Consider the following 23,543-nt stretch of genomic DNA (forward strand, 5'->3'; position numbering starts at 1 on the left):
GACTGCTGCTCCCTGCTCAATGGCATCAATGACGTGCATAGGTCTTGTCAAGCAGGGTAATGGGCGCCAGCGCCTCGTCCGCTTCCTTGGCTTTCAAGGTCGCTTCCTTCACCTTGGGATCGAGCCAGAGCAGACCGCCGCTACTGTGGGGATAGCCATCCATGGGCCAGTAGAGCAGATCCGGCGTGTTCTTGGTGGCGGGCACCTCGGGCAGCATCACATGGCGCCAGCTGCTGGCCCGCACATAGTTGAGCTGCACCCCAGGCACGAAGATGGCGAGATCATAGATACGCTGCTGGATCTGACGGGAGATCCCGGCCCGCTTGGCCATGTCGAACTCGACGTTGTAGGCGTCGATCAGCGCGTCCAGCTCCTTGTCAGCCACGTTGAACAGGTTGTTGGTCTGCGGCTTGTTGGCGTTGGCGGAGTGGAAAAACTCCCAATACTGCGGATAGAGACCACCGCCGCCCCAGCCGAGCCAGGCCGCTTCGTGTTTCTTCTCCAGCATCACCTTGAAGCCGGTGGCACCATCCACCAAGTTCAGCTCCAGATCCAGACCCGCCTTCTTGGCCTCTTCTTTCAGCACCGTCAGTCGCTTGGAGTGCTCCTGACTGGTGTAGGTGAGCGCCAGCGTCAGCCGCTCGCCCTTGTCATTTTGCAAGATGCCGTCCGGCCCCGGCTTGGCGTAGCCGCCCTTGGCAAAGTACTCGCGCGCCTTGCCTATGTCATAGGCCCGCTCCGGCAGCTTGATGTCGGTGAACTCGCCAAAGCCCGAGTCGAAGGTGGTGGCTCTGTCGTAGTCGCCGCGCAGCACTGTCTCGATCATCTTGTCGATGTTGAAGGCGTGCTGGATGCCGAGCCGTACGTTCACGTCCGCCAGCTTGGGGTTGGTCACATTGAGGTGAACCCCCTGCCCGCCCTGCTTGGTGTCTGTCATGGCCATCACCTTCTGCACATACCCCTTCTTGTACTCCGGGGTGACCGCTTTTTCATGCCACCAGTTAGGCAGTATCATCTCGAAGGTATCCAGCTCCCCTTTCAGGAAGTGACGGAAGGCGATGTTGTGGTCGCGGATCACCTGCACCTTGATGGTGTCGAGGTTGAATCTGTGCTGGTTGTAGCGATCGTCCTTTGCCCACCAATCCTGCTGCTTGCTGAAGGTGACCGACTTGCCCTTCTTGACGTCGCTGATCACATAGGGGCCAGTGGTGGGCACCACAGCCCAGTTGTACTGCTTCACCCAGTTGGGGGTGAGCTTGTAGTAGTGCCTGGGCTGGGGCCACAGCTCTGTGGTGTTGAGCAGGTCCAGCTTGGCCTTGCGGTTGCCCGCCTTGACCAGAATGGTGTGGTCATCGATCTTCTCTACCGCCACCACCTCTGTGGTGTAGTAGTTGTTGAACCAGGGCCCCTTGATGTCTTTGGAGCGCATCATCTCGTAGCCGAAGGTGTAGTCGTCGGCATTGACCGGTTTGCCGTCGGACCACTTGGCCCGCGGATCCAGCTTGAAGTAGACGGTCTGATTGTCTGGCGCTATGGCCCAGTGGGTCGCCAGCGAGGGGATGGGGTTGCCGGTATTGGGGTGGAAGCTGATGAGCCGCAACTGGTTGTCCATGATGAAGGAGCGGAACGAACCGTTGGAGTCGGGCCCCACTGTGCGGAACGTCAGCGGAAAGCTGTCGACAAACATGTTGAGGCTGCCGCCCGGCAGCGCCTTGGGTGAGGCGAACACGGGGTCGGTGTCGTTGGTCTCCCATTTGAGATCCGTAGGCAGGCTGGCCGCCCACACCCAGGATCCGTTCACCAGCACAAAGAGAGCACCTATCCATTTGATTTTATTTTTCATGTTTGACTTCCAGGTCTGGCCCCTGCACTGGGGGCTTCTCAATTAAGGGTGGATACACACGGCGATGAAGCACGCCGCGTGTCACTGATAACGGGTAAATTTGCGCGGGTCGAACGCCTCGCGGATCGCCTCGCCGATAAAGGAGACCATGATCAGCACCAGACTCACCGCCGCGACGACCGAGCTGACGATCCAGATGGCATCCAGATTGTTGATGCCCTGGGAGAGCAGCTCGCCCCAGCTCGGAGTCGGTGGTGCCAGCCCGAAGCCCAGATAGTCCAGCGCCGTCAGAGTCGAGATATTGCCCACCACGGCGAACGGTGCCAAGGTGACTATCATCATCAGGGTATTGGGCAGTATGTGGTTGAAGATGATCCGTTTGGTGCTCGCCCCTTGCGCCCGCGCCGCCATCACATAGTCCCGCGCCCGCTCCTTGTAGGTGAGGGTGCGCATATACCAGGTGATACCCATCCAGCCGAACAGCACGTTGATGCCGACAAACAGGCCGAAGTTGGGCTTGGCCAGCGACACCAGGATCATGATGACGTAGAGAAACGGCACCTGGGACCAGATCTCGATAAAGCGCTGCAACACCAGGTCAAACCGCCCGCCGAGAAAACCCATCATGCAGCCAATGCTGACCCCGATGGCATAGCTGGCCGCCAGGGCTATAAAGGCAAAGCCGATGGCGATGCGAAAGCCATACACCAGCCGCGCCAGCACGTCGCGGCCGCTGGTGTCGGTGCCGAGGAAGTGGAGCTCCTCGGCGCTGGGGGCGTAGGGCGGATAGGCATCCTGCTTGAAATCCTGCTCATAGGGGTTCCAGGGCACAGGGGGCAGCAGCACCCAGTCGCCCTTGCCTTCCTCTGCGAATTTGGCCTTCAGCTGGCGGTAGTTGGTCTCGTACTCGTAATCGAGCCCGAAGTGCTGGCCCGGGATCACGTCACCATAGGTGGGGAAGTGGAGCTGGCCCTGATAGCTCACCATCAGTGCCCGGCTGTTGACCAGCAGCTCCGCCAGCAGGGAGAGCAGCACCAGGGTGGTAAAGATGACAAAGGAGTAGTAGCCGCGTTTTATCGACTTGAAACGCTTGAGTTTTTTTAAGGTGACCGGGTTCATGTTCACTCTCCAAACCGCACGCGGGGGTCAACAGAAGGTGCAACGCAGATATCGGAGACGATATGGCGTGATATCAGCATCGGCATGACAAGAGAGATAGGGTTCATGCTCACTCTCCAAACCGTACGCGGGGGTCAACAGAAGGTGCAACGCAGATATCGGAGACGATATGGCGTGATATCAGCATCGGCATGGCAAGAGAGCTCTGGTTCATGCTCACTCTCCAAACCGCACGCGGGGATCGACCAGGGCAACGCAGATATCGGAGACGATATTGCCCACCAGCATCAACATGGAGGTGATGGCCAGTATGCCCATGACGGTGGGGTAATCCCGCTCGACGATCGCCTCGTAGCCGAGCAGGCCTATACCGTCGATGTTGAAGATGGTCTCGATGAGGAAGGAGCCGCCGAAGAAGACGGTGAGCACGGACCCCAGGTGACTGGCGATGGGGATCAGGCTGTTGCGCATGGCATGATCGGTCACCGCCTTGCGAAACGGCAGCCCCTTGGCCACGGCGGTACGCACATAATCCGCCGACAGGTTCTCCATCAGGCTGTTCTTCATGGTCATGGTGAGGATGGCAAAATCCCCGATGGCATAGGCGATAAGCGGCAGCAGGGCATGGGCGAAGACGGTACGGATCTGGTCCCAACTGCTCTCCATGGAATCGAAATCGTCCCCCGGAAAACCGCCCATGGGCAGCCACTCCAGATGGAAGGCGAAGACTGTGATGAGGAAGATCCCCACCACGTAGGCGGGTAGCGCATAGGCCATGTAGATGAGCATGGAGCTGAGCGAATCGAAGCGGCTGTTGTGCCTGAGGGCCTTGGCTACCCCGAGTGGTATGGATACCGCGTAGCTCAGCAGAAAGGTGGCCAGCCCGAAGAAGGCGGTCACCGGCAACCTCTCCTTGATGAGGCCCCACACCGGCTCGTAATAGCGGGTCGATTCGCCGAGATCCAGCACGGCCAGCTTCTGCAGCCACTCCCAATAGGCGATCAGCATGGGCTTGTCGAGCCCGTAAAAGGCCTTGAGCTCCTCGATCTGCTCATCGGAGAGCGCCTGGGCGCCCTTGCTGCCACTGGAGCGTCCGGTCTCGTTTTGTGACACCTGCGCCTGCAGCAACATGCGTTCGACCGGGCCGCCCGGCACGAAACGGGTGATGGTGAAGACGAGCAGGGTGATACCGAGAAACGTCGGGATGATCAAAAGCATCCGACGTAAGAAATACGACAGCATGGTGAAACCTCGTCCTTGTTGTTCTTTTATGGCCAGTCACATCCGGTGACGGGCCTCTCCTTCCTGGCATTACTCACTGGATAGGCTGTTATTGGCAGACAATCCGCTGGGTCACTGTAAAAGCTCTGCAACAAAAATCAAGTAGAACGAAGAGGACAGCATCTGCCTTTGGCAAATAGCAGAATTTACTGTGAGTTTTTTATGAAAACCCCAACTTCAAGATAAAAAACTACTCACAGAGCAATTCAACCATCGTTTAAATTTTAAATTAAAATAATAAAAAACAACCACAAAAACAAAAATACCTTATTAAACATGGCATTAAATAAAAACTTGTTAATTTACCCTATCTATATACACAAGTTTGAATTCCGCAAAATACCAAGTCTGAACAGAAACACAACACACCACAAAAACAGCTAATAATTCTATATAAGCAGCCTTTTACAAGATAAATATCAAGGGGACAGATCCCTTATCGATAAGTTCAAAATTAATCAATAAAATGGAAACACATCGATTTAACACCGATTTCACATCGTAAATGAATGCCAAGTCAGAATAAAAAGCTGGCAATAGCGAACTAATAAAACATAGTCATCTTATTGCCCACCCCTACCCCATCCGCACCGCCTCAATTGACGTCCACATCGAAAGCTTGATAAGCCTTACGCATCGCTCCAACGAGGGCGGTATGGAAGCAAACAAAAAAACAACCAGGAAGGATATAGCGATGCTTAGGAAAAGCAGACTCTCTGCTGCCGTTGCGTTTGCCTTGGCGAGCGCGGCAGTGGTAGTTACCCCCGCCATGGCCGAAGAAAGCCAAAACGTCGAAAAACTGCAGAAAATCAAGGTTACCGGCTCCCGCATCTCCCGTGTCGATGTGGAAGGCGCCACCCCTGTCGTCTCCGTCACCAAGGCCAAGATCGAGCAATCCGGTCAGCAGACCGTTGCCGATTACCTGAAACAGGCCTCCTACAACTCCTTCGGTGGTGTATCTCCCTCCTCCGGCAGTTCTTTCCAGTCTCAAGCCACCATTGGTCTGCGCGGTCTCGGCTCCGAGCGCACCCTGGTACTGTTGAACGGCAAACGGGTTGCCGGTTCTCCCACCATGGGCGGTACCTCCATCAACCTGAACACCATTCCCATGGCCGCCGTTGAACGGGTGGAAGTCAATCTGGATGGTGGCTCAGCCATCTACGGCTCCGATGCCATCGGCGGCGTGATCAACGTGGTGCTGAAAGAGGGTTATGAAGGCCTGACCTTCCAGGGCAGGATTGGCAGTCCGACTGAAGACGGGGGCGATGAAAAGAGCGGCTCCATCGTTGCCGGCATTACCGGTGAAAAAGGCTCCCTGATGACTGTCTATGAGCATGACAAGAAAGACGTCATCTACAGCCGTGACCGTGACTATCTCGCCAAGCAAGGCAATGATTCCCCTAGCGTTTACGGCCGTAACGTGGAAGGTATCACAGGCCTGGACGGCAATGGCGATGCCATTTGGAAATACGGTCCACTGGCAGGTTCCACCAATGCAGACGGCACCTGTAAGGAACCCTTCACCAATTTCGAAGGCGGTTGTAACTTCAACTACGGCCAGGTTGCCGCCAAGACGGCCTCACGCAGCCGTGACACCCTCTACGTGAACGGTCGCTACCACATCAACGACACCGTGGACTTCGTGCCGCAGATCATCGGCTCCAGGGTCGAGAGCTTCGGTCGCTTCGCCCCCGCCGCAGGTGCCTTCACCATAGACCCGGCCAACCCGAAAAATGCGCAGTTTTTCACCGACAACGGCCTGGATGCCGCAGCCACTCAAGGGCTGGGAGAAGCTGCTTATGCCTACTACCGTTTCAACAACGTCGGTACCCGTGACAATCTGGTCACAGACACCACTGGCAGCATGAACCTGGGCTTCGAGGGCACCATTGCGACCGAAAGCGTCGGCGACATGCAGTGGAACGCTGGTTACATGTACTCCAAGACAGACAACAAGGAGAACGGGACCGGCTATGTGCTGAAGTCTGCCGCTCAGAAAGCGATCGAGGATGGCAAGTTTGTCGGTGGTGAATTTGATGCCTCCACCACTGCCTCCATGACTGCCGATACCAGCCGCCGCTCCACCATGGACTTCTACCAGTGGTATGCCGGTGTCCAGTGGGACATGGGTGAACTGCCGGCCGGTCCGGTCAGCTGGTACGCCGGCGCCGAATACAACGACTGGGTCTATGCCGACAAGTACGATGCCCAATCGGAAGCTGGCAACATCATAGGTTCAGCGGGCAACTCCTCCGGTGGTGTTCGTGATGTAACGGCTGCCTATATCGAGTCCCTGGTTCCCATCACGGATCAGATTGAGCTCAACGTGGCCGGTCGCTTCGACAAGTACAGCGACTTTGGCAGTGCCTTCTCACCCAAGACCAGTCTGCGCTACCAGCCGCTGGACAACCTGATGCTGCGCACCTCCTGGTCCCGTTCGTTCCGGGCCCCCAGCCTGAGCGATCTCTACTCTGCAGATTCTGAATCTGCCGACTGGGCCAAGGACTATGTCTATTGCGAAGCAAACGGCATCTCGGCTGCCGCCTGCCCGAACCAGCAATACACCACCATCCGCACCGCCAATGAGAACCTGAAGGAAGAGACGGCCGATACCTGGAACTTCGGTGTGGCCTACAGTCCGCTGGATGAGCTGAACCTGTCGCTTGACTACTACACCATCAAGATCACCGACCTCATCCAGCTGAACTCCCTGCAGTCCATCATCTATGACGAGCTGAACAACGGCAGTTCCAGCAACATAGTGCGTAACAGCCAGGGCAAGATCAAACAGGGCACAGCCCCCATGGTCAACCTGGGCGAGCTGAACACCAGCGGCCTGGACTTCAAGGCGGATTACAAGTACGACCTGAACATGGCGACAGTGCGTTATGACTTCGGCAGCACTTACATCCTGGAGTACAAGGAAGGTCTGTATGCCGGTGGCCCCGTCGTCGACAAGATTGGCCAGAACGGCAAGCCACAGCTGCGCTTCAACACCGGGGTTGGTGTCAACGTGCCCCAGTGGTGGAACATGGACACCTACCTGAGCGCCAGCTACATCGACTCCCAGAGCCAGGACTACATCGCAGATACCGGTGAGGAAGTGGGCCATATCTCGTCCCAGACCACCTGGAACCTGAACGTCGGTGTCGATGCGCCTTGGGATGGCAAGATCCAGGTCGGGGTGAAGAACATGTTCAACACGGCTCCGTCTCTGGAAAGTGATGGCTTCACCTATGACGATGAGCTCTACGGCATCGACGGGCGCATCTACTACCTCGACTACACCCAGAAGTTCTAATCAACCTCGTTGATATACAACCCAAGCCGGCCCGGTCGGGCCGGCTTTGCCCAAGGTTCCAAGGAAGTTACGGAGATAGGGTAATCCTATGAAGACAAGGACAATTACAATGAAGAAAGCGCTCCTCGGCAGCCTGGTTTCGGCCGCCTTGCTGACCAGCTTCAATCTGAGTGCCGCCTCTGCCGGTCAGGCAGTGGACGCTCAAGCCGCCACCGACAATGCATCCAAAGTTTCCCAGCAGAAGATCGACAACTACGCCGAGTCTGCCGAGTCTGCCCTGGCGCAGTACAAGGCCGCCTTGCGTCAGGTCGACAGTCTGCGCACCTACAACGAGCAAGTGGGCAAGATGGTCGACTCCCAGACCACAGAGCTGGCCTCGATGCAGCGCCAGATCGCCCAGATCGACCAGACCAGCACCGAAGTGGTGCCCCTGATGCTCAAGATGATCGACTCCCTCGATCAGTTCGTCTCTCTGGATCTGCCGTTCCAGAAGGTCGAGCGGGAGGACCGCGTGGCGGCCCTGACCGATCTGATGAACAGGGCCGATGTCACCATCTCCGAGAAATACCGCAAGATCCTGGAGGCCTACCAGATCGAGGAGGGCTTCAGCCGAACCATAGAGTCCTACAAGGCCAGCCTGGACAAGGCCGGCACCGAGAAGACCTATGAGTTCCTGCGCGTCGGCCGCATCGCCTTGCTCTACCAATCCCCGGATGGCAACGAGACCGGCATGTGGAACAAGAAGACCCGTCAATGGGAAGAGTTGCCCCAGGAGTATCGCAGTGCAGTAGAACAGGGCTTGCGTATCGCCAAGAAGCAGGCGCCCCCCGCGCTCATCAAGCTGCCGGTTCAAACTGCGGAGAAAGCATCATGAAAGGAATCAAACTTGCCATTGCCTCCCTGATCGCGGGAGCCACCCTGATCACCCTGCCGGTGACTGCCGCCGAGAAACCGGTGGACTTGAACGCCCTGCTCAATCAGGTCAAGGCCGCCAGTACCAGCGAATCCCAGCTCAACAAGGAGCGGGAAGCCCGCTTCCTGGCAGACAAAAACGAGCAAGGCGCCCTGCTGGCCAAGGCCAAGGCGGAGCTTGCCGCCGAAACCGCCAAGGGGGAGAAGCTCAAGGCCACCTTCGATGCCAATGACAAACAGCTGACAGAGCTGACCGACACCCTGCGCCAGCGTTCCGGCAACATGGGCGAGATGTTTGGCGTGCTACGCCAGTTTGCCGGCGAGTTCAAGGGGATCTTCAACGCCTCAGCCCGCCGGGTCGAACACCCGGAACAGGCGGCGCTGCTGACCCGACTGGCAGAAAGCAAGGAGCTGCCCTCCAGCGATGATCTGAGCGCCTTCTGGACCACCACCCTCAGCCGCATGGTCGATGGTGGCAAGGTGAGCCAGATACCGGCGACTGTGGTGTACGGCGAGGGCAACCAGGCCGAGAAGACGGTGACCCAGATAGGTGAGTTCAATACCGTCTCCGAGGGCAAGTACCTGACCTTCGTCCCGGAAACCGGCAAGTTCGAGCAGTTGCCCCGTCAGCCCGACAAGGGTGTGCTGGAGCCCATCGCCGAGTTTGAGCAGGGTGGCGGTGGCGTCAAGCCCATCTTCGTCGACCCGTCCCGCGGCGTGATCCTCTCCCTGCTGGTTCAATCCCCCACCTTCAAGGAGCGGGTCGATCAGGGTGGGGAAGTGGGTTACGTCATCATGGTGCTCGGCGTGCTCGGTACCCTGCTGGCCCTGTTCTGCGGCGCCCGCCTCTCCCTCATCGGCGGATCCATGCGCAAGCAGCTGAAATCCAATCAGATCATCAAGGGCAACCCCATAGGCGACATGCTGGGGGCTTACCAGAACCATCGTGGCGACAACATTGAGGATCTGGAATCCAAGCTCGACGAGATCATACTGCGCAACGTGCCCAAGTTCGAGAAGGGCATCAGCATCATCAAGCTGATCGCCTCGGTCGCGCCGCTGCTGGGTCTGCTCGGTACCGTAGTCGGGATGATAGCCACCTTCCAGGCCATCACATTGTTTGGTACCGGCGATCCCAAGCTGATGGCGGGCGGTATCTCCGAGGCCCTGGTCACCACCATGCAAGGTCTGGTCGTGGCGGTGCCCATGCTGTTCCTCTACACCATAGTGCAGACCCAGAGCCGCCGTCTCATCCAGATCCTGGAAGAGCAGAGCGCCGGTTTCGTCGCCCGCTATCAGGAAAATCTGCACGCCGCCAAGGCCGCAGCCTAAGGAGTCACCCATGTGGTTCTGGTTGATTGAAGAAGTCGAGTCGGTCCGCCGGTTTCTGGGATTGGGGGGCGACGTACTGGTCGCCCTGTTCTTCCTGACCCTGCTGATGTGGGCCCTGCTGCTGGAACGCTGGTTCTACTTCATGACCGTCTATCCCAAGCAGGTGAAGCAGACCAAGGCCGCCTGGCTGGCCCGCAGCGACCACCTCTCCTGGTCCGCCAGGCAGATCCGGCGCGAGCTGGTCTCCCGGGTCGCCATGGCGGTGGACAAGGGAATGCCGGTCATCAAGGTACTGATCGCCCTCTGCCCGCTGATGGGGCTGCTGGGAACCGTGGTCGGCATGGTGCAGGTGTTTGACACTCTGGCCATCACGGGCACCGGCTCCCCCAGGGCGATGGCATCGGGCATCTCAAAAGCGACGGTACCGACCATGGCGGGCATGATTGCCGCCCTTTCCGGCCTGTTTTTTGTCAACCAGCTCGATCACAAGGCCAAGCTGGCGGTCGAGAAGCTGGAAGACAACCTGAAACACGGTTGATGCAGGATGCACTCCCCCGCCGGGCGCGAGCCTGGCGGGGGCACAGAACAAGCAAGGAGTTTTTGCCATGAGAAAACGTCACAGCGACAGCAGTGCTGATGAGGCGGCCATCGATTTGACCCCCATGCTGGACATAGTGTTCATCATGCTGATCTTCTTCATCGTCACCACCTCGTTCGTCAAGGAGTCCGGTGTGGAGATCAACCGCCCGAGCGCCAGCACGGCCGAGACGGTGAAGAAGGGGAACATCATGGTTGCGGTCCGTGAAAACGGCCAGGTCTGGGTCGACAAGCGCATCGTCGAAGTGGGCGCAGTGCGCGCCAACATAGAGCGGCTGCGAGCCGAGAACCCGGAGAGCGCCGTGGTGATCCAGGCCGATACCGAATCCCGTTCAGGTCTGGTGGTCCAGGTCATGGATCAGATCCGCATGGCCGGTGTCCAGAACATCTCCATCGCGGCGAGCAAGAGCAGCTGATGCCGGAGCGAGCACCATGAGATACCTGATATCGTTGGCTGTCTCCTGTGTGGTGGTGTTCTTCCTGTTTCTGGGAATGAACAAGCTCATCACACCGGATCACCGGGAGTTGGTGGAATCCGAAGACGTCAGCATGACCGACTTCATTCGGGTTCGCCCTCAGGAGACACTGCAAGAGAGACAACGCGAGCTGCCCAAACCGCCACCTCCGAACCGGCCGCCTCCCCCTCCCGAGATGGAAGTGGCCAGCACGGACCGGCCGCAGATGGAGAGCTCGCCGATGGACATGCCCAAACTCGACATCCCGGTCAACATAGGCGGCGGCAACGCCCTCGGTGCCTACAGTACCGGGGGCGGTGGTGGCGGCATGGGTGGCAACAACGGCGCCATCCCGATGGCGACCTTCGAGCCCATGATGCCCCGCAAGGCGGCGCTGGCAGGACTCGCCTCCGGCAAGGTGCTGGTGGAGTTCACCGTCACCGAACGCGGCACCGTCAGCAACGTGCGGATCGTGAAAGAAGAACCCCGTAGCTATGACCTCGGCAAGGAGGCGCGCAAGACCATCGCCAAATGGACGTTCAAACCGGCCATGGTCGATGGCAAGGCGCAGGCCACCCGCATGCAGCAAGAAATCGAGTTTGCGGTCAACTAAGGAAGGTGGCGATGAAAAAGTTACATACCCTGATCCTCGCCCCGGTCGCCATGGCGGTGCTGCTTTGCACCGCCAGCTGGGCCGCCGAGCAACCTGCCCTCTCTGACCGCGCCTACCGCGCGGTCAACAAGGCACAGGCACTGATCACCGAGAAGAAATACGGCGAGGCCAATGCCAAGCTGCAGGAGGCGCTGTCCGGCGCCGGCGAGCGGGTCTACGACAAGGGGGTGATACTGCAGACCCTGGGCTTCGTGGCGGCGCAGCAGGAGAAGTACGGTCAGGCGACCAAGTACTTCGCCGATGCCATCGCCACCGGCGGCCTGCCACAACCCGTGGCCCAGCAGGTGCGCTACAACCTGGCCCAGCTCTACATGGCGGAGGGCAACTTCAAGGCCTCCATCAGCACCATGAACCAGTGGTTCGCGAGCCTGGGCAAGGACGAGAAGCCGACCCCGCACGCCTACATCACCCTGGCCAACGCCCATGTGCAGCTCAAGCAATATCGGGAAGCCATTCCGGCGGTGGACAATGCGATCAAGCTCTCCGCCGGCAAGGCACCTGAATCCTGGTATCTGCTCAAGATGGCGGCCCACTACGAGCTGAAACAGTACAAACCGGCCACCGAGGTGCTGACCGCTCTGGTCGACCGCTATCCGGAGAAGAAGAAGTACTGGACCCAGCTGTCGGCCATGCACATGCAGGCGGGCAACGATGGCAAGGCGCTGGCGGCGCTGGAAGCCGCCTACAACCTCGGCATGCTGACCGAGGCGGCCGAATTGCAGCGCCTCGCCAACTACCTGGCTTTCGCCGGCATTCCCCACCGCGCGGCACGCGTGATGGAGAAGGCGATGAAGGAGGGCTCCATAGAGAGCAACGCGGCCAACTACAAGGCGCTGGCCAACTACTGGCATCAGGCCAAGGAGCTGGATCCCGCCATCGATACCCTGGCGAGATCCTACAAGCTGGCTCCGGACGCGGAACTGCAACTGAAGATGGCGCGCATGATGATCCAGAGCAAACGCTATCAGGATCTGGTGGCCCTGGCCGCCAAGCCTGCGGCCAATGCCAATGGTGAACAGCGCGCCGATCTCAAGTTCCTGACCGGGGTTGCCTATTTTGAGCAACAGAAGCCGAAGGAGGCGCTCAGCGCCTTCACCCAGGCCGCCCAGAATGGCAACGTCAGTGGCCGCGCCTCCCCCTGGATCAACTTCCTCAAGGAGCAAGGGGGCGGCGCCGTCACTCAATAAACAAGGCCCCGGCCTAGCGCAGCAGGGTGGCGCAGTCCCCCTAGAGGTGCGAACCGCGTGACGGCCCGGCCACCCGGCCTCGGCCATCACGTCATGGCACCCGGCAAGGCGCCCTCCCCGCCCGTCGCAGATAACAAGGGGTTCGCCCCGCAGGTTGCCTTGGTGGCAATTGGCCGCTCTTCGGAGCGGTCTTTTTTATTCCCCTCTTTATATAATCCGCCATAAAAAAATCCGGAGCCTGAGCTCCGGATTGTCATGCCGCTTGCTGGTGCTGCCTTGCCACGAATGGCGTCGGCAGCCCAGACTCCATGCAGGGGTTATCAGTAACTACATACCTGCTTCCAGCTGCCATCGGTGGCCTTGGGTTCGCTGCTGGTCCACCAGTTCGCCTGCCATACCACCTTGTTGTTGGTCATGCGATCGCCGCCATTGGCGTGATCCCCTTGCGGCCAGCTCGGATAGGCCTTGTAGGCCGCCGGGTTGACGTTCTGGCTGCTGCAGGTGGCGCCGCCCGGATTCTCGCCGCCACCCGAGCCCAGTACGGCCTCCGGCAGGGTCGGGAACTCGGCCTTGAGCCCTATGGTCTGGCTGCCGCTGATGATGATGCGCATGCCGCTCGGCACGCCGGCGGCCGGCAGGTAGTAGGTCATGGCGACTTCAACCTCGGCGCCCGGTGCCAGGGTCTGCCAGCTCGGCAGCGTCATGGCGACCTTGTGGAAGTCCTTCTCGTTGGCGATGCCTTCGGAGTTGTCGTTGCCACCGCTCTCCACCACCTTGAGCCCCATACCGCTCTGATCCGTGATGGTGTCAGAGGTGGAAGTGGGCATCAGGAACTCGATCCTGGCGCCGCCCGGGATGGTCTGGGTCGACTTGTTGACCAGCTTGAGTTTCGGGTTGATCGGGTAGTTGGAGTCCCCTTCCTTGAAGCCGGAGAGGCTCACGGCGATGTCGAGCTGGGCGCTCGGTGCCGCCAGATCGTTCTGCCTGGTGTTGTACTTGGCTGCCTTGGCGAACTTCTCGTAAGCAAGGGTAGTCAGAGTGCTGCCCATGCCGTACTCGTTCTTGGCCGGATCGAAGGCGTAGTCGCCCGCCATCTCCCAGAACATGACGCCGCCCAGACCCCGCTTGATGATGTAGTCCAGCTTGTGACCCATGGACTCCTCATCTTCGGTGGAGAGGAACACCTTCTTCTCTGCGTTCCACAGCCAGGGCGCCTGCGCCTTGTCATCGTAGTAACGCACGTACTTGCCCTGCATCACGTGGGCCTGATTGTTGGGATCCAGACCCCAGGCCGTGCCGTAGCTCGGCAGAATCGTGATGCCGAGGCTGGCCGCGTTCTCCAGGTTCTTGGCATGCCACATGGGCACGGCGCCACCGCCTATCTCCTTGCCGTTCTTGTCCAGATCGTGCCAGATGTTGTCGATGCCGACCGCCCCGTTGCCGCACGGAATCGTGCTGCCACCCGTGCCGGGCTGACACTCGTTCTGGCTCGGCAGGGCCGCCTTGCCGCCCAGCCCGTTGCTGCCGCCGCTCACCCCCTGCCAGCCGCGGGTGTAGTAGGGCACACCCACGTTGATCTTGCCGGCCGCCAGGGCGCCACGGAAGTAGTGGGCAGACCAGGCCGCGTTCAGATAACCGATGCCGCCGAACTGGGCCTGGCTATAGACGCCCCAGTGGGAGAGCTCGGGATCGGCATTGTTGTCGAACAGGGCGGCGTTGTGGCCGACGAAGTGGTTCCAGGCACCGTGGAAGTCATAGGTCATCAGGTTGACATAGTCGAGGTACTGGGTGACCTGAAAGTTCTCCATCCCGCGCAGCAGGTAGGCCGACGCCGGCGAGGCTATGGTCAGCATGTACTTGCGACCGTCCTCGGTGCCGGCATTGTCGAGCCGCGCCCGCAGGGTCTTCATCAGCACCTCGTAGTTGGCGAACAGCTTGGCCCGGCACTGGTTGGAGAGCGGGAAGTCGTTGGGGTTGCCCGCATCCTTCATGGAGGTGGGGTACTCGTAGTCCACGTCCACCCCATCGAAGCCGTACTGGCGAATGAAGCTCACCGCCGAGTCGGCAAAGGCGCTGATGCCGGCGGTATTGACCGAGCAGTCACCCTTGGTGGTGGCGGTGTAGAAGCCACGGGTATCGGCCCAGCCTCCCACCGAGATCAGGGTCTTCACGTCCGGATATTGCTTCTTGTACTTCGACAGCAGGTTGAAGTGGCCCTGATAGGCGAATTCCGGGTCCATTTCGGCGCCCGGCACCCCGTTCCAGGTCATCTTGGTGGCGGCGTCGTCCACCTTGATCAGGTGGCTCTGCTCATCCACAGCCGCGAAGGCGTAGTTGATGTGGGTGATCTTGTCCCAGGGGATGTCGCTCACCAGGTAGGAGGGCAGACCGTTCTTGCCGGTACGCCAGGAGGTGAAGTAGCCGATGACCCGGCGAGCATGGTCATCCCCCATGCACTCGTAACCGTCCGGGCGATAGATCTGGCGGATGTCGCAGGAGAGGTTGCCACCTGTGGGCGGCAGGGCCGCCTCTTCCACCTGCACGTCGACCTGGGCCGACTCGCCGGTGAGGTTCTCCTTGTCGGTCGCCACCAGCTTGAGGCCGGCAGCGCCCTTGCTCTGGGGCGTCCAGCTCACCTGCCAGGGGGCGCTTGTGTCTTCACCCACCTTCTTGCCATCCACGTAGAGCTCGACCCTGGCCACGTCGTTGTTGGCATCGGTGACATTGCCACTGACCGCCACGCTGCGACCCAGGGTCACCTTGGCGCCGCTGGCCGGGCTGCTGATGCTCACCCTGGGCGCCTCAGGCGCCACCACGGCGTTGACGCTGAAACTGGCATCCGCCTCGCTCAGCAGCTTGCCATCCTTGTCCAGCCCACGAGATTTGAGTTGATGGGGGCCGACACCGGTAGCAACCCAGCTGGCCGACCAGGGGGATGCACTGCTCAAGGCGACCTGCTTGCCATCGACCAGATACTCCACCTTGACCAGGGCGTTGCTGTCGCCGCTCAGGGTCACAGCGAGCGCCACCGATGCGCCCTCGTTGAAAGCGCTACCAACGGCGGGCGAACTGATTGCCAGTCCGAGCGCCGGTGGTGGCACCTCGCCGCCATAGAGCTTCCAGGCATCGGCCCAGACCACTCCCACCCCGGGGGCGTAGTGATAGGGCGAGGCCCCGCACCAGCCGGAGTAGGGAAATTCTTTGCATTCGTAGAGGGAGCCTGCGTTGCTGACGACATCGCCAGCCTTGTAGGCGGTGCCGGCCTGATAGGCGGGATAAGACGCGGCTTGTGCCCAGGCGGGCATGGCAGCCAGGGCCACCAGCATGGCAAGCCTGCTGGGCCTAAAGGTCTGTTGCATATTGTTATCTTCCTTGTTTTATCTTGGCATTGGTCACCAGGACAAAGAACAATCGCAACCTGCGTGATGGAGGGCAGACAACTGGCAATGGACCTGCCACAGACACCACCATCACCCCGGGAAGCCCCGCTATCTGGATCGACTGATCTTGAGACCGGAGGCATTGCGTCCCGGCCTCTCGGCCGGTTTGCCCTTTACCTGGGTTCCGTGAGGAACAAGCCGAGTATAGGAATCAAGCAGCCGAGTCTCAATCTTCATTCTCGAAGAAAAATATGTGGATGCCAGCCAGATCACAGTTTCCCGCTTTGGTTGAATTAATGATTTTGTCATTAATTTCATACTGTTAGCCAAGTCAAAAAAACCGAGATTGCCCTCATTTGCATCCCCGTAATGTGCGTTGGCTCACTGGTATGACATGCCGGAAATGTGACAATGCGCGCCCTTGGCCGATGAGCCAAGGCTATGGAAACACTGGCAAAAATAAAAAAGGAACCGTTATGAAAGGAACACGTACCCTGCTTTCGCTGGCCGTGGGGCTTGCGCTCGCGTCCCCGTCCGTCCATGCCGCCGGCTTCAGCTGCCCGGCCGACAGTGCCCTCACCCCCATCCCCGTCATTCAGGGCAGCGGCGACAAGAGTCCGCTCATTCCCAGCGACAAGTTCGAGAGCCCCCAGAGCGTCATGGTCAAGGCGGTGGTCTCTGGCCTCGGCGAGAGCCTCAACAAGGGATTCTACCTGCAGGACGTGCAGGGCGATGGCAACCCCCAGACCTCGGACGGCATCTTCGTCTACCTCAACGACAAGAACTTCGCCAGCAAGTACCCGGACATCAAGCCGGGTGCCGAAGTCTGCCTGGAGGCCAAGGTCGAGGAGTACTACAACCACACCCAGCTCAAGCCGGTCGCTGACAGCGGCACCCCGCGCCTGCGAGTCCTCGCCCAGGGGACGGCCCCTGCCGCCGTGCCGCTGCGGGTACTGGAAAACGAGACCCTGGCCCGGGCGCTGGAGCGTCACGAAGGGATGCGGGTACGGCTCGATGCCGACAGCGCGCTCAAGATAAGCCGCAACTTCAGCTATGACTACGCCGCCCGGCGCAACAACCTGGTGCTCTCCCACCAGGCGCCGCTGATGAAGCCGACCCAGTTGCACGATGCAGACAGCAAGGCCGCCAAGGCACTGGCCAAGGCCAACGCCAACAACCGGGTGTTCCTCGAATCCGACGTCAAGGCCGCCGACGGCAAGCTGCCCTGGCTGCCGGGCTGGGAGCCGGAGCAGGGTTACCTGCGCATCGGCGACGCCCCGGTCAACCTGGATGCGCTGGTGGGTTACAGCTACAACGAATACCGGTTAATAGTGCCGCAGGATCAGGAGATCACCGCCGGCGATCTGCTGCGCACCAGCGACAACGATCGCCAGAGCGCCCCGGCCCGTGCCGATGGCACCGACCTGCGCATCGGCAGCTTCAACGTGCTCAACTACTTCACCAGCCACTCCAGCGTGGGCGGAGCACTCAATGTGCTGTGCAAGGATCAGGCCGATGCGGACAGCGCCAAGGGCTGCAACCGCGGTGCCAAGAACCTGGAGGACTTCCAGCTGCAGCGCACCAAGATAGTCAACGCCATCACGGAGATGGATGCCGACCTGCTCGGCCTGATGGAGATGGAGAACAACGGCTTCGACAGCCACTCCGCCATCAGTGATCTGGTGCAAAGCCTCAACGCCCAGCAGAAGGATGCCAGCAAGCAGTACGCCTTCGTGACCCTGCCCAAGGCTCTGCTTGGCAACGATCGCTTCTTCGGCGGTGACGCCATCATGGTGGCCATGATCTACCGACCCGCCAAGCTGGCACCGCAGGGGGATGCCGGCGTCATCACGCTGCCGGTGCAGAAATACCTGGATGCGAAAGGGGTCGAGAAACAGGCCTCCCAGCGTGACTCTCTGGTGCAGAGCTTCACCATCGAGGGCAGCAAGGAGCCGCTGACCCTGGTGGTCAACCACCTGAAATCCAAGGGATCCGGCTGCCTGGAGAACCTGGACGGCAAGGAGCCGGCCGATCTGCAGGGCAAGTGCACCGAGTTCCGGGTCAGTGCCGCCAAGGTGCTGGGCGAGGCGGTGAGCAAACTGCCCGGCCAGGTGCTGCTGGTGGGGGATTTCAACTCCTACGCCCGGGAAGATGCGATCCGGGTGCTGACCGACTATGTGCCGACCGAGGGTCAGCGCAAGATAGTCTCCGCCTCCCAGACCTTCCTCGGCGCTCAGGTCTTTGAGCAGACCGGCAGCGAGGTGAGCAAGAGCTACGGCCTGGTGGACATGAACGTCAAGTTCAACAAGGAGAAGGCCATCTCCTACAGCTACGAGGCCGAACTCGGCACCCTGGACTATGCCCTCGCCAACCCGGCGCTGGCCAGCAAGGTAGTGGCGGTCGCCGACTGGCACATCAACTCGTTCGAGAGCAACCTGTTCGAGTACGGCCGTGACTTCAGCGGCGACATGATCAAGTCCGGCAACCCGTTCAGCGCCTCCGACCATGATCCCATCATCGTCGACCTCAAGCTGAAGGAAGAGAGCAACGGCGGTGGTGGAGCCATGGGCGCCCTGCTGCTGGCCCTGCTGCCGCTGGCCTGGCGTCGCCGCCGCTGATGCAGCCTTGCCATAACGCCAAAAGCCCGCTGCGATGCGGGCTTTTTTACGGGCAAGAAACGGGCTGGACGCAAGAATGAGCCAAAACAAAAAGGCCACCGCGATAACGGTGGCCTTTCGGCTTCTTGTAACAAGAATTTGGTGGAGCTACGCGGGATCGAACCGCGGACCTCTTGCATGCCATGCAAGCGCTCTCCCAGCTGAGCTATAACCCCAAATTTCGTACTCGACAAATGTTCTGGCGGCCATCTGTCGCAAATAGTGGTGGAGCTACGCGGGATCGAACCGCGGACCTCTTGCATGCCATGCAAGCGCTCTCCCAGCTGAGCTATAACCCCAAATTCTTTCTTCATTAGACAACCGGTTCTGGCGGCCGGTTGCCCTAACTCTGGTATTCAAATATCAAATAGTGGTGGAGCTACGCGGGATCGAACCGCGGACCTCTTGCATGCCATGCAAGCGCTCTCCCAGCTGAGCTATAACCCCACAAAGGTCGGCCTGGGTGATACACACCGCACTGCCCTGGGTACTTCATCTTCAATCAGGAACCTGGTGGAGCTACGCGGGATCGAACCGCGGACCTCTTGCATGCCATGCAAGCGCTCTCCCAGCTGAGCTATAACCCCTTGGATTCCAGATTGTTCGAGGAGAATTTGGTGGAGCTACGCGGGATCGAACCGCGGACCTCTTGCATGCCATGCAAGCGCTCTCCCAGCTGAGCTATAACCCCAACTCACCTCGGCGTTACCAAAGTTATCTCCGGCAACGGAGGCGCATGATAGGCATCACCCGCTTTGCTGTCAACCCAAAAATAACGCCGATTGGCGCGTTTAGTCAAAATTCAATCAGTTAGCTGTTTTTACCGGCAACCTTGCCGCTATCTCGCTGTTTTATGTCACAAATCTGGTCAACCAACAAAAACAAAGGGCCCCCTCGCGGGAGCCCTTTTGCATGCCATCACAGGCACTTATTCAGCAGCCATACGCGCTTCGATATACGCCAGGGCGCGATCGATGCGGGCGAGTACCCGCTCCTTGCCCACCAGCGCCATCACGGCGTCGATGCCGGGGGACTGCCCCAGACCGGTCACAGCGACGCGCAGCGGCATGCCGACCTTGCCCATGCCCTGACCCAGCTCGGCGGCGGTCGCTTCGATCAGCTCGTGCAGCGCCTCTGTGGTCCAGGTTTCCAGCGCCGCCAGCTTGGCCCTGGCCAGGGTCAGCGGCTCGGCAGCCACACCGCGCAGGTGCTTCTTGGCGGCCGCTTCGTCGATGGCCTCGTACTCTTCGAACAGATAGCGGCTCTGGGCGGCCATCTCCACCAGGGTATTGCAGCGTTCGGCCAGCAGGGTGACGACCTCGGCCAGGGCCGGGCCCTTGCTGGTGTCGATCTGCTGGTTCGCCATGTGCCAGGCCAGGTGCTTGGCCACATAGGCCGGATCCAGGCTGCGCATGTAGTGGTTGTTCAGCCACAGCAGCTTGTCGGTGTTGAAGGCGGAGGCGGACTTGGAGATGGCATCCAGGCTGAACAGCTTGATCATCTCGTCCAGGGTGAAGATCTCCTGATCGCCGTGGGACCAGCCCAGACGCACCAGATAGTTCAGCAGGGCTTCCGGCAGGTAGCCATCGTCACGATACTGCATCACGGAGACGGCGCCGTGGCGCTTGGACAGCTTGGCACCGTCGTCGCCCAGGATCATGGAGACGTGGGCAAACTCAGGCACAGGCGCGTTCAAGGCCTTGTAGATGTTGATCTGGCGCGGGGTGTTGTTGATGTGGTCTTCGCCACGCACCACGTGGGTGATCTCCATGTCCCAGTCATCGACCACCACGCAGAAGTTGTAGGTGGGGGCGCCATCGGTACGGCGGATGATGAGATCGTCCAGCTCTGTGTTGGCAAACTCGATACGGCCACGGACGTGGTCATCGAATACGACGGAACCTTCGGTCGGGTTGCGGAAGCGAATGACGTGCGGCGCATCGGCCGGGTGATCGTGGGCCGCATCACGGCACTTGCCGTCATAGCGGGGCTTCTCGCCGCTGGCCATCTGGCCTTCGCGCAGCGCGTCCAGGCGCTCACGGGAGCAGTAGCACTTGTAGGCGCGGCCGTCGGCCAGCATCTCGTCGATGATGCCGTTGTAGCGATCGAAACGCTTGGTCTGGTAGTAGGGGCCCTCATCCCAGTTCAGCTCCAGCCATTCCATGCCCTCAATGATGGCGTCGATCGCCTCCTGAGTGGAACGTTCCAGGTCGGTATCCTCAATACGCAGCACGAACTCACCGCCCTGGCTCTTTGCAAACAACCAGGAATAGAGTGCGGTACGGGCACCGCCGACATGCAAAAAGCCGGTCGGGCTGGGAGCAAAACGGGTTTTGACTTTCATCTTTAAGCCTTGTGTAGAGGGCCTTGGGCCAATTCGTTAGAAAAAACCGTCGCATTTTAGCACTCAGAATCCCGGATGGGAAAACCATGAGGCGGCGGCGCGCTAAAGTAGGGGGTTAAATTGGCCGGGCGACCGCTTGGCACCTGATATTTGAGGGGGATCGCAAAACAGAAGCGCCATTTCCGATTTGCTATGGGAAGTGTTGGAGAGCTGCCTCCTCCGGCCGATATTCAAATAACTCTCACACTACTTCTCACGAAACAAGGAAGAGACGATGCAGTTCCGTTCTATCCAGAATCGTATTCTGGTGATGGCCGGGATCGCCATGACCACAGCCCTGGTCATATTGATCCTGCTCAACCAGTATTCCGGTCAACAGACCCAACAGCTGACCATCAGTTCCAGCCGTGCCGCCCTGCAGCAGGAGGCCTGGCAGAAGGTCAGTGCCAACGCGCGCGCCGAGGCCGCCACCATCACACAGTTGCTGCAAAAGGGACTCTCCTATACCCAGCAGATGGCCAGTGCCCTCGCCCTGCAACAGGAGGGCAAGCTGCCGCTGGATCGCCAGCAGGCCACGGATCTGCTCAAGGCACAGCTCAACCTGGAACCGCAACTGTATGGCGCCTTCGCCGGCTTCGAGCCGAACGGCTTCGACGGCCAGGACGCCGCCTTCGCCGGTCAGACGGCACTGGGCAGTGACAGCCAGGGCCGCTTCGTCCCCTACTTCTACCGTGACAAGGATCAGATAGGCACAGACCTGCTGCTCTCCATCGAGAAGAGCGATGCCGACGAATTTGGCAATCCGGCCAACGACTACTACGCCTGCCCGAAACGGGAGGGACGCTCCTGTCTCATCGATCCCTTCAAGGTGGACATCAACGGCCAGCAGGTGCTGGTGAGCACCATCACCACCCCCATCATGGTGGCGGGTCAGTTCAAGGGCGTCGCCGCGCTGGATCTGGCGGTGGACTCCATCAGCCGGCAGGCCCAGTCCCTCAACAGCAACATCTATGACGGCAAGGGCGAGACCCTGATCGTCAGCGCCGCCGGCGTCATCACGGGCACCAGCGGCGATGCCAGCCTGCTGGGCAGCCGGGCCGACAAGCTGCTCGGCAACCAGTGGCAGCAGTATCTGAAACCGGAAGTGCAACGCCAGGAGCTGGACGAGTCGTTCCGTATCTCTGTGCCCATCGCTGTGCCGGGCATGAGCCGCAACTGGGCCATCATAGTCACCCTGCCCTACAAGGTGGTGCTGGCGGGTGCCGACCAGCTGGAGAGCCAGCTGAGCGACATGAACCGGGCCGCCATGACCCAGCAACTGGTGGGCGCCCTCATAGTGCTGGTGCTGGCGCTGGCCACCATGCTGGTGATAGCCCGCAGCATCACGGGCCCCATCCGCCAGATGGTCAGCCTGGTGGATGACATCGCCGATGGCGAGGGAGATCTCACCAAACGCCTCACCACCCGCTCAGTCGACGAGCTGGGGGATCTCGCCAAGGGCATCAACCGCTTCATCGACAAGCTGCAGGTGCTGCTGGGGGATGTGCTGAAAACCGCCAGCGAGGTGAATCGCCACGCCGGCGATACCGACCGCATCGCTGGCCAGACCGACACAAACCTGCAGCATCACCAGGCGGAGATGGAGCAGATGCTGACCGCGGTGCAGGAGATGTCCTACGTCAGCCAGGAGGTGGCCACCCACGCCAACAACACAGCCGACTCGGCCAAGCAGGCCCAGGGGGCGGCGGATCAGGGCAAGGTACGTTTCCAGCAAGTGATCCAGTCGATGCACAAGGTGGCGGCCGAGGCCGGCAAGGGGGCCGAAGTGGTCGAGGGGCTGGCCCACGACAGCGAGCAGATCACTAGCATTCTCACCGTCATTCAGGGGATTGCCGATCAGACCAACCTGCTGGCGCTCAACGCCGCCATCGAGGCGGCCCGGGCCGGTGAGCAGGGCCGCGGCTTTGCGGTGGTGGCCGACGAGGTGCGCAAGCTGGCGGGCAACACCCAGCAGGCGGTGCAGAATACCCAGGAGCTGATCGAAAAGATCCGTCACAGCTCGACCAATGCGGTCAACGCCATCCAGCAGAGCCAGCAGCTGACCCACCAGGCGGTGGGCGAGGCGGATCTGGCGGAAGAGGCGCTGGGCAGCATCTACAAGGCCATCTCCACCATCAACGACATGACCTACCAGATAGCCTCCGCCGCCGAGGAGCAGAGCTCGGTTTCCGAGACGGTGTCCGGCAACCTGTCAAAAACCAACGCACTGGCCAACGACATCGCTCAGGATGCGACCGAAACGGCCAAAGCCAGCCAGGCATTGCGTCAGGCGGCCGAGCGTTTACAGCAATTACTGGGACAATTTCGTCTCAGCTGATAATTTTCCGTATCAGGACTCTCCCCCTCGGGGGCGAGTCCGTTTACCATAGGCAAGGAATTTGCCTGATGGCAGGCAATGTAGT

The 23,543-nt window shown here is 60.0% G+C and carries 14 protein-coding genes, 5 tRNA genes and 1 riboswitch; of the genes, 9 read left to right on the plus strand and 10 right to left on the minus strand.

Annotation, left to right across the window (positions count from 1 at the left end; all coding sequences use genetic code 11):
- Nucleotides 1–25 precede the first annotated feature (25 nt).
- From BN1118_RS11855 to BN1118_RS11865, 3 genes are all read right to left on the minus strand, one after another.
- On the minus strand, nt 26–1,843 hold the full coding sequence (locus BN1118_RS11855) for an extracellular solute-binding protein (protein WP_043556245.1): 1,818 nt from the start codon (nt 1,841–1,843) through the stop codon (nt 26–28).
- A gap of 81 nt (nt 1,844–1,924) precedes the next feature.
- A complete protein-coding gene (locus BN1118_RS11860; RefSeq protein ID WP_084214088.1) occupies nt 1,925–2,968 on the minus strand; it encodes an ABC transporter permease in 1,044 nt (347 codons plus the stop codon).
- 210 nt (nt 2,969–3,178) lie between these two features.
- A complete protein-coding gene (locus BN1118_RS11865) occupies nt 3,179–4,204 on the minus strand; it encodes an ABC transporter permease subunit (protein WP_043138106.1) in 1,026 nt (341 codons plus the stop codon).
- Nucleotides 4,205–4,937: 733 nt separating this feature from the next.
- Between BN1118_RS11865 and BN1118_RS11870 the strand changes: the two genes are divergently transcribed.
- The 7 genes from BN1118_RS11870 to BN1118_RS11900 all read left to right on the plus strand — a co-directional run bounded on the left by BN1118_RS11870 (nt 4,938) and on the right by BN1118_RS11900 (nt 12,700).
- Nucleotides 4,938–7,544: a TonB-dependent receptor plug domain-containing protein gene (locus BN1118_RS11870; RefSeq protein ID WP_043556248.1), complete on the plus strand. Its 2,607-nt coding sequence runs from the start codon at nt 4,938–4,940 to the stop codon at nt 7,542–7,544.
- Between the two features lie 109 nt (nt 7,545–7,653).
- Nucleotides 7,654–8,418 carry a DUF3450 domain-containing protein gene (locus BN1118_RS11875; RefSeq protein WP_043138100.1) on the plus strand — a complete coding sequence of 255 codons (765 nt, stop codon included), beginning with the start codon at nt 7,654–7,656 and terminating at the stop codon, nt 8,416–8,418.
- Nucleotides 8,415–9,788: a MotA/TolQ/ExbB proton channel family protein gene (locus BN1118_RS11880; RefSeq protein ID WP_043556250.1), complete on the plus strand. Its 1,374-nt coding sequence runs from the start codon at nt 8,415–8,417 to the stop codon at nt 9,786–9,788. The genes BN1118_RS11875 and BN1118_RS11880 overlap by 4 nt, the downstream gene beginning before the upstream one ends.
- A gap of 10 nt (nt 9,789–9,798) precedes the next feature.
- Entirely contained in the window at nt 9,799–10,326 is a 528-nt protein-coding gene (locus BN1118_RS11885) for a MotA/TolQ/ExbB proton channel family protein (RefSeq protein WP_043138094.1), read from the plus strand.
- A 67-nt stretch (nt 10,327–10,393) separates the two neighbouring features.
- Nucleotides 10,394–10,801 (plus strand): ExbD/TolR family protein, encoded by a 408-nt coding sequence (locus tag BN1118_RS11890; RefSeq protein WP_010633018.1) that lies wholly within the window; start codon nt 10,394–10,396, stop codon nt 10,799–10,801.
- 16 nt (nt 10,802–10,817) lie between these two features.
- A complete protein-coding gene (locus BN1118_RS11895; RefSeq protein WP_043138091.1) occupies nt 10,818–11,453 on the plus strand; it encodes an energy transducer TonB in 636 nt (211 codons plus the stop codon).
- An 11-nt stretch (nt 11,454–11,464) separates the two neighbouring features.
- The gene (locus BN1118_RS11900) at nt 11,465–12,700 is read left to right on the plus strand and encodes a tetratricopeptide repeat protein (protein WP_043556252.1); all 1,236 of its coding nucleotides are present in this window, start codon (nt 11,465–11,467) and stop codon (nt 12,698–12,700) included.
- 320 nt (nt 12,701–13,020) lie between these two features.
- Here the strand turns inward: BN1118_RS11900 and BN1118_RS11905 are convergent, their stop codons facing one another.
- Nucleotides 13,021–16,059, minus strand: a complete 3,039-nt coding sequence (locus BN1118_RS11905; RefSeq protein WP_052449192.1) for a glycosyl hydrolase family 18 protein — start codon at nt 16,057–16,059, stop codon at nt 13,021–13,023.
- 116 nt (nt 16,060–16,175) lie between these two features.
- Nucleotides 16,176–16,261: riboswitch (cyclic di-GMP riboswitch) on the minus strand.
- A 295-nt stretch (nt 16,262–16,556) separates the two neighbouring features.
- On the opposite strand from BN1118_RS11905, the gene BN1118_RS11910 reads away from it, so the two are divergent.
- On the plus strand, nt 16,557–18,698 hold the full coding sequence (locus BN1118_RS11910) for an ExeM/NucH family extracellular endonuclease (RefSeq protein WP_043556255.1): 2,142 nt from the start codon (nt 16,557–16,559) through the stop codon (nt 18,696–18,698).
- Between the two features lie 139 nt (nt 18,699–18,837).
- On the opposite strand, the gene BN1118_RS11915 is transcribed toward BN1118_RS11910, so the two are convergent.
- The 6 genes from BN1118_RS11915 to gltX all read right to left on the minus strand — a co-directional run bounded on the left by BN1118_RS11915 (nt 18,838) and on the right by gltX (nt 21,081).
- Nucleotides 18,838–18,913 (minus strand) — tRNA-Ala (locus tag BN1118_RS11915).
- 47 nt (nt 18,914–18,960) lie between these two features.
- Nucleotides 18,961–19,036: transfer RNA gene (locus BN1118_RS11920), tRNA-Ala, on the minus strand.
- 72 nt (nt 19,037–19,108) lie between these two features.
- Nucleotides 19,109–19,184 (minus strand) — tRNA-Ala (locus tag BN1118_RS11925).
- 64 nt (nt 19,185–19,248) lie between these two features.
- Nucleotides 19,249–19,324, minus strand: a tRNA-Ala gene (locus BN1118_RS11930).
- Nucleotides 19,325–19,352: 28 nt separating this feature from the next.
- Nucleotides 19,353–19,428 (minus strand) — tRNA-Ala (locus tag BN1118_RS11935).
- Between the two features lie 237 nt (nt 19,429–19,665).
- The gene (gltX, locus tag BN1118_RS11940; RefSeq protein WP_043138083.1) at nt 19,666–21,081 is read right to left on the minus strand and encodes a glutamate--tRNA ligase; all 1,416 of its coding nucleotides are present in this window, start codon (nt 21,079–21,081) and stop codon (nt 19,666–19,668) included.
- A 274-nt stretch (nt 21,082–21,355) separates the two neighbouring features.
- On the opposite strand from gltX, the gene BN1118_RS11945 reads away from it, so the two are divergent.
- A complete protein-coding gene (locus BN1118_RS11945) occupies nt 21,356–23,458 on the plus strand; it encodes a methyl-accepting chemotaxis protein (protein WP_043556256.1) in 2,103 nt (700 codons plus the stop codon).
- Nucleotides 23,459–23,543: the final 85 nt, after the last annotated feature.

It is taken from the genome of Aeromonas bestiarum (genome assembly GCF_000819745.1).
Classification (GTDB): Bacteria; Pseudomonadota; Gammaproteobacteria; order Enterobacterales; family Aeromonadaceae; genus Aeromonas; species Aeromonas bestiarum.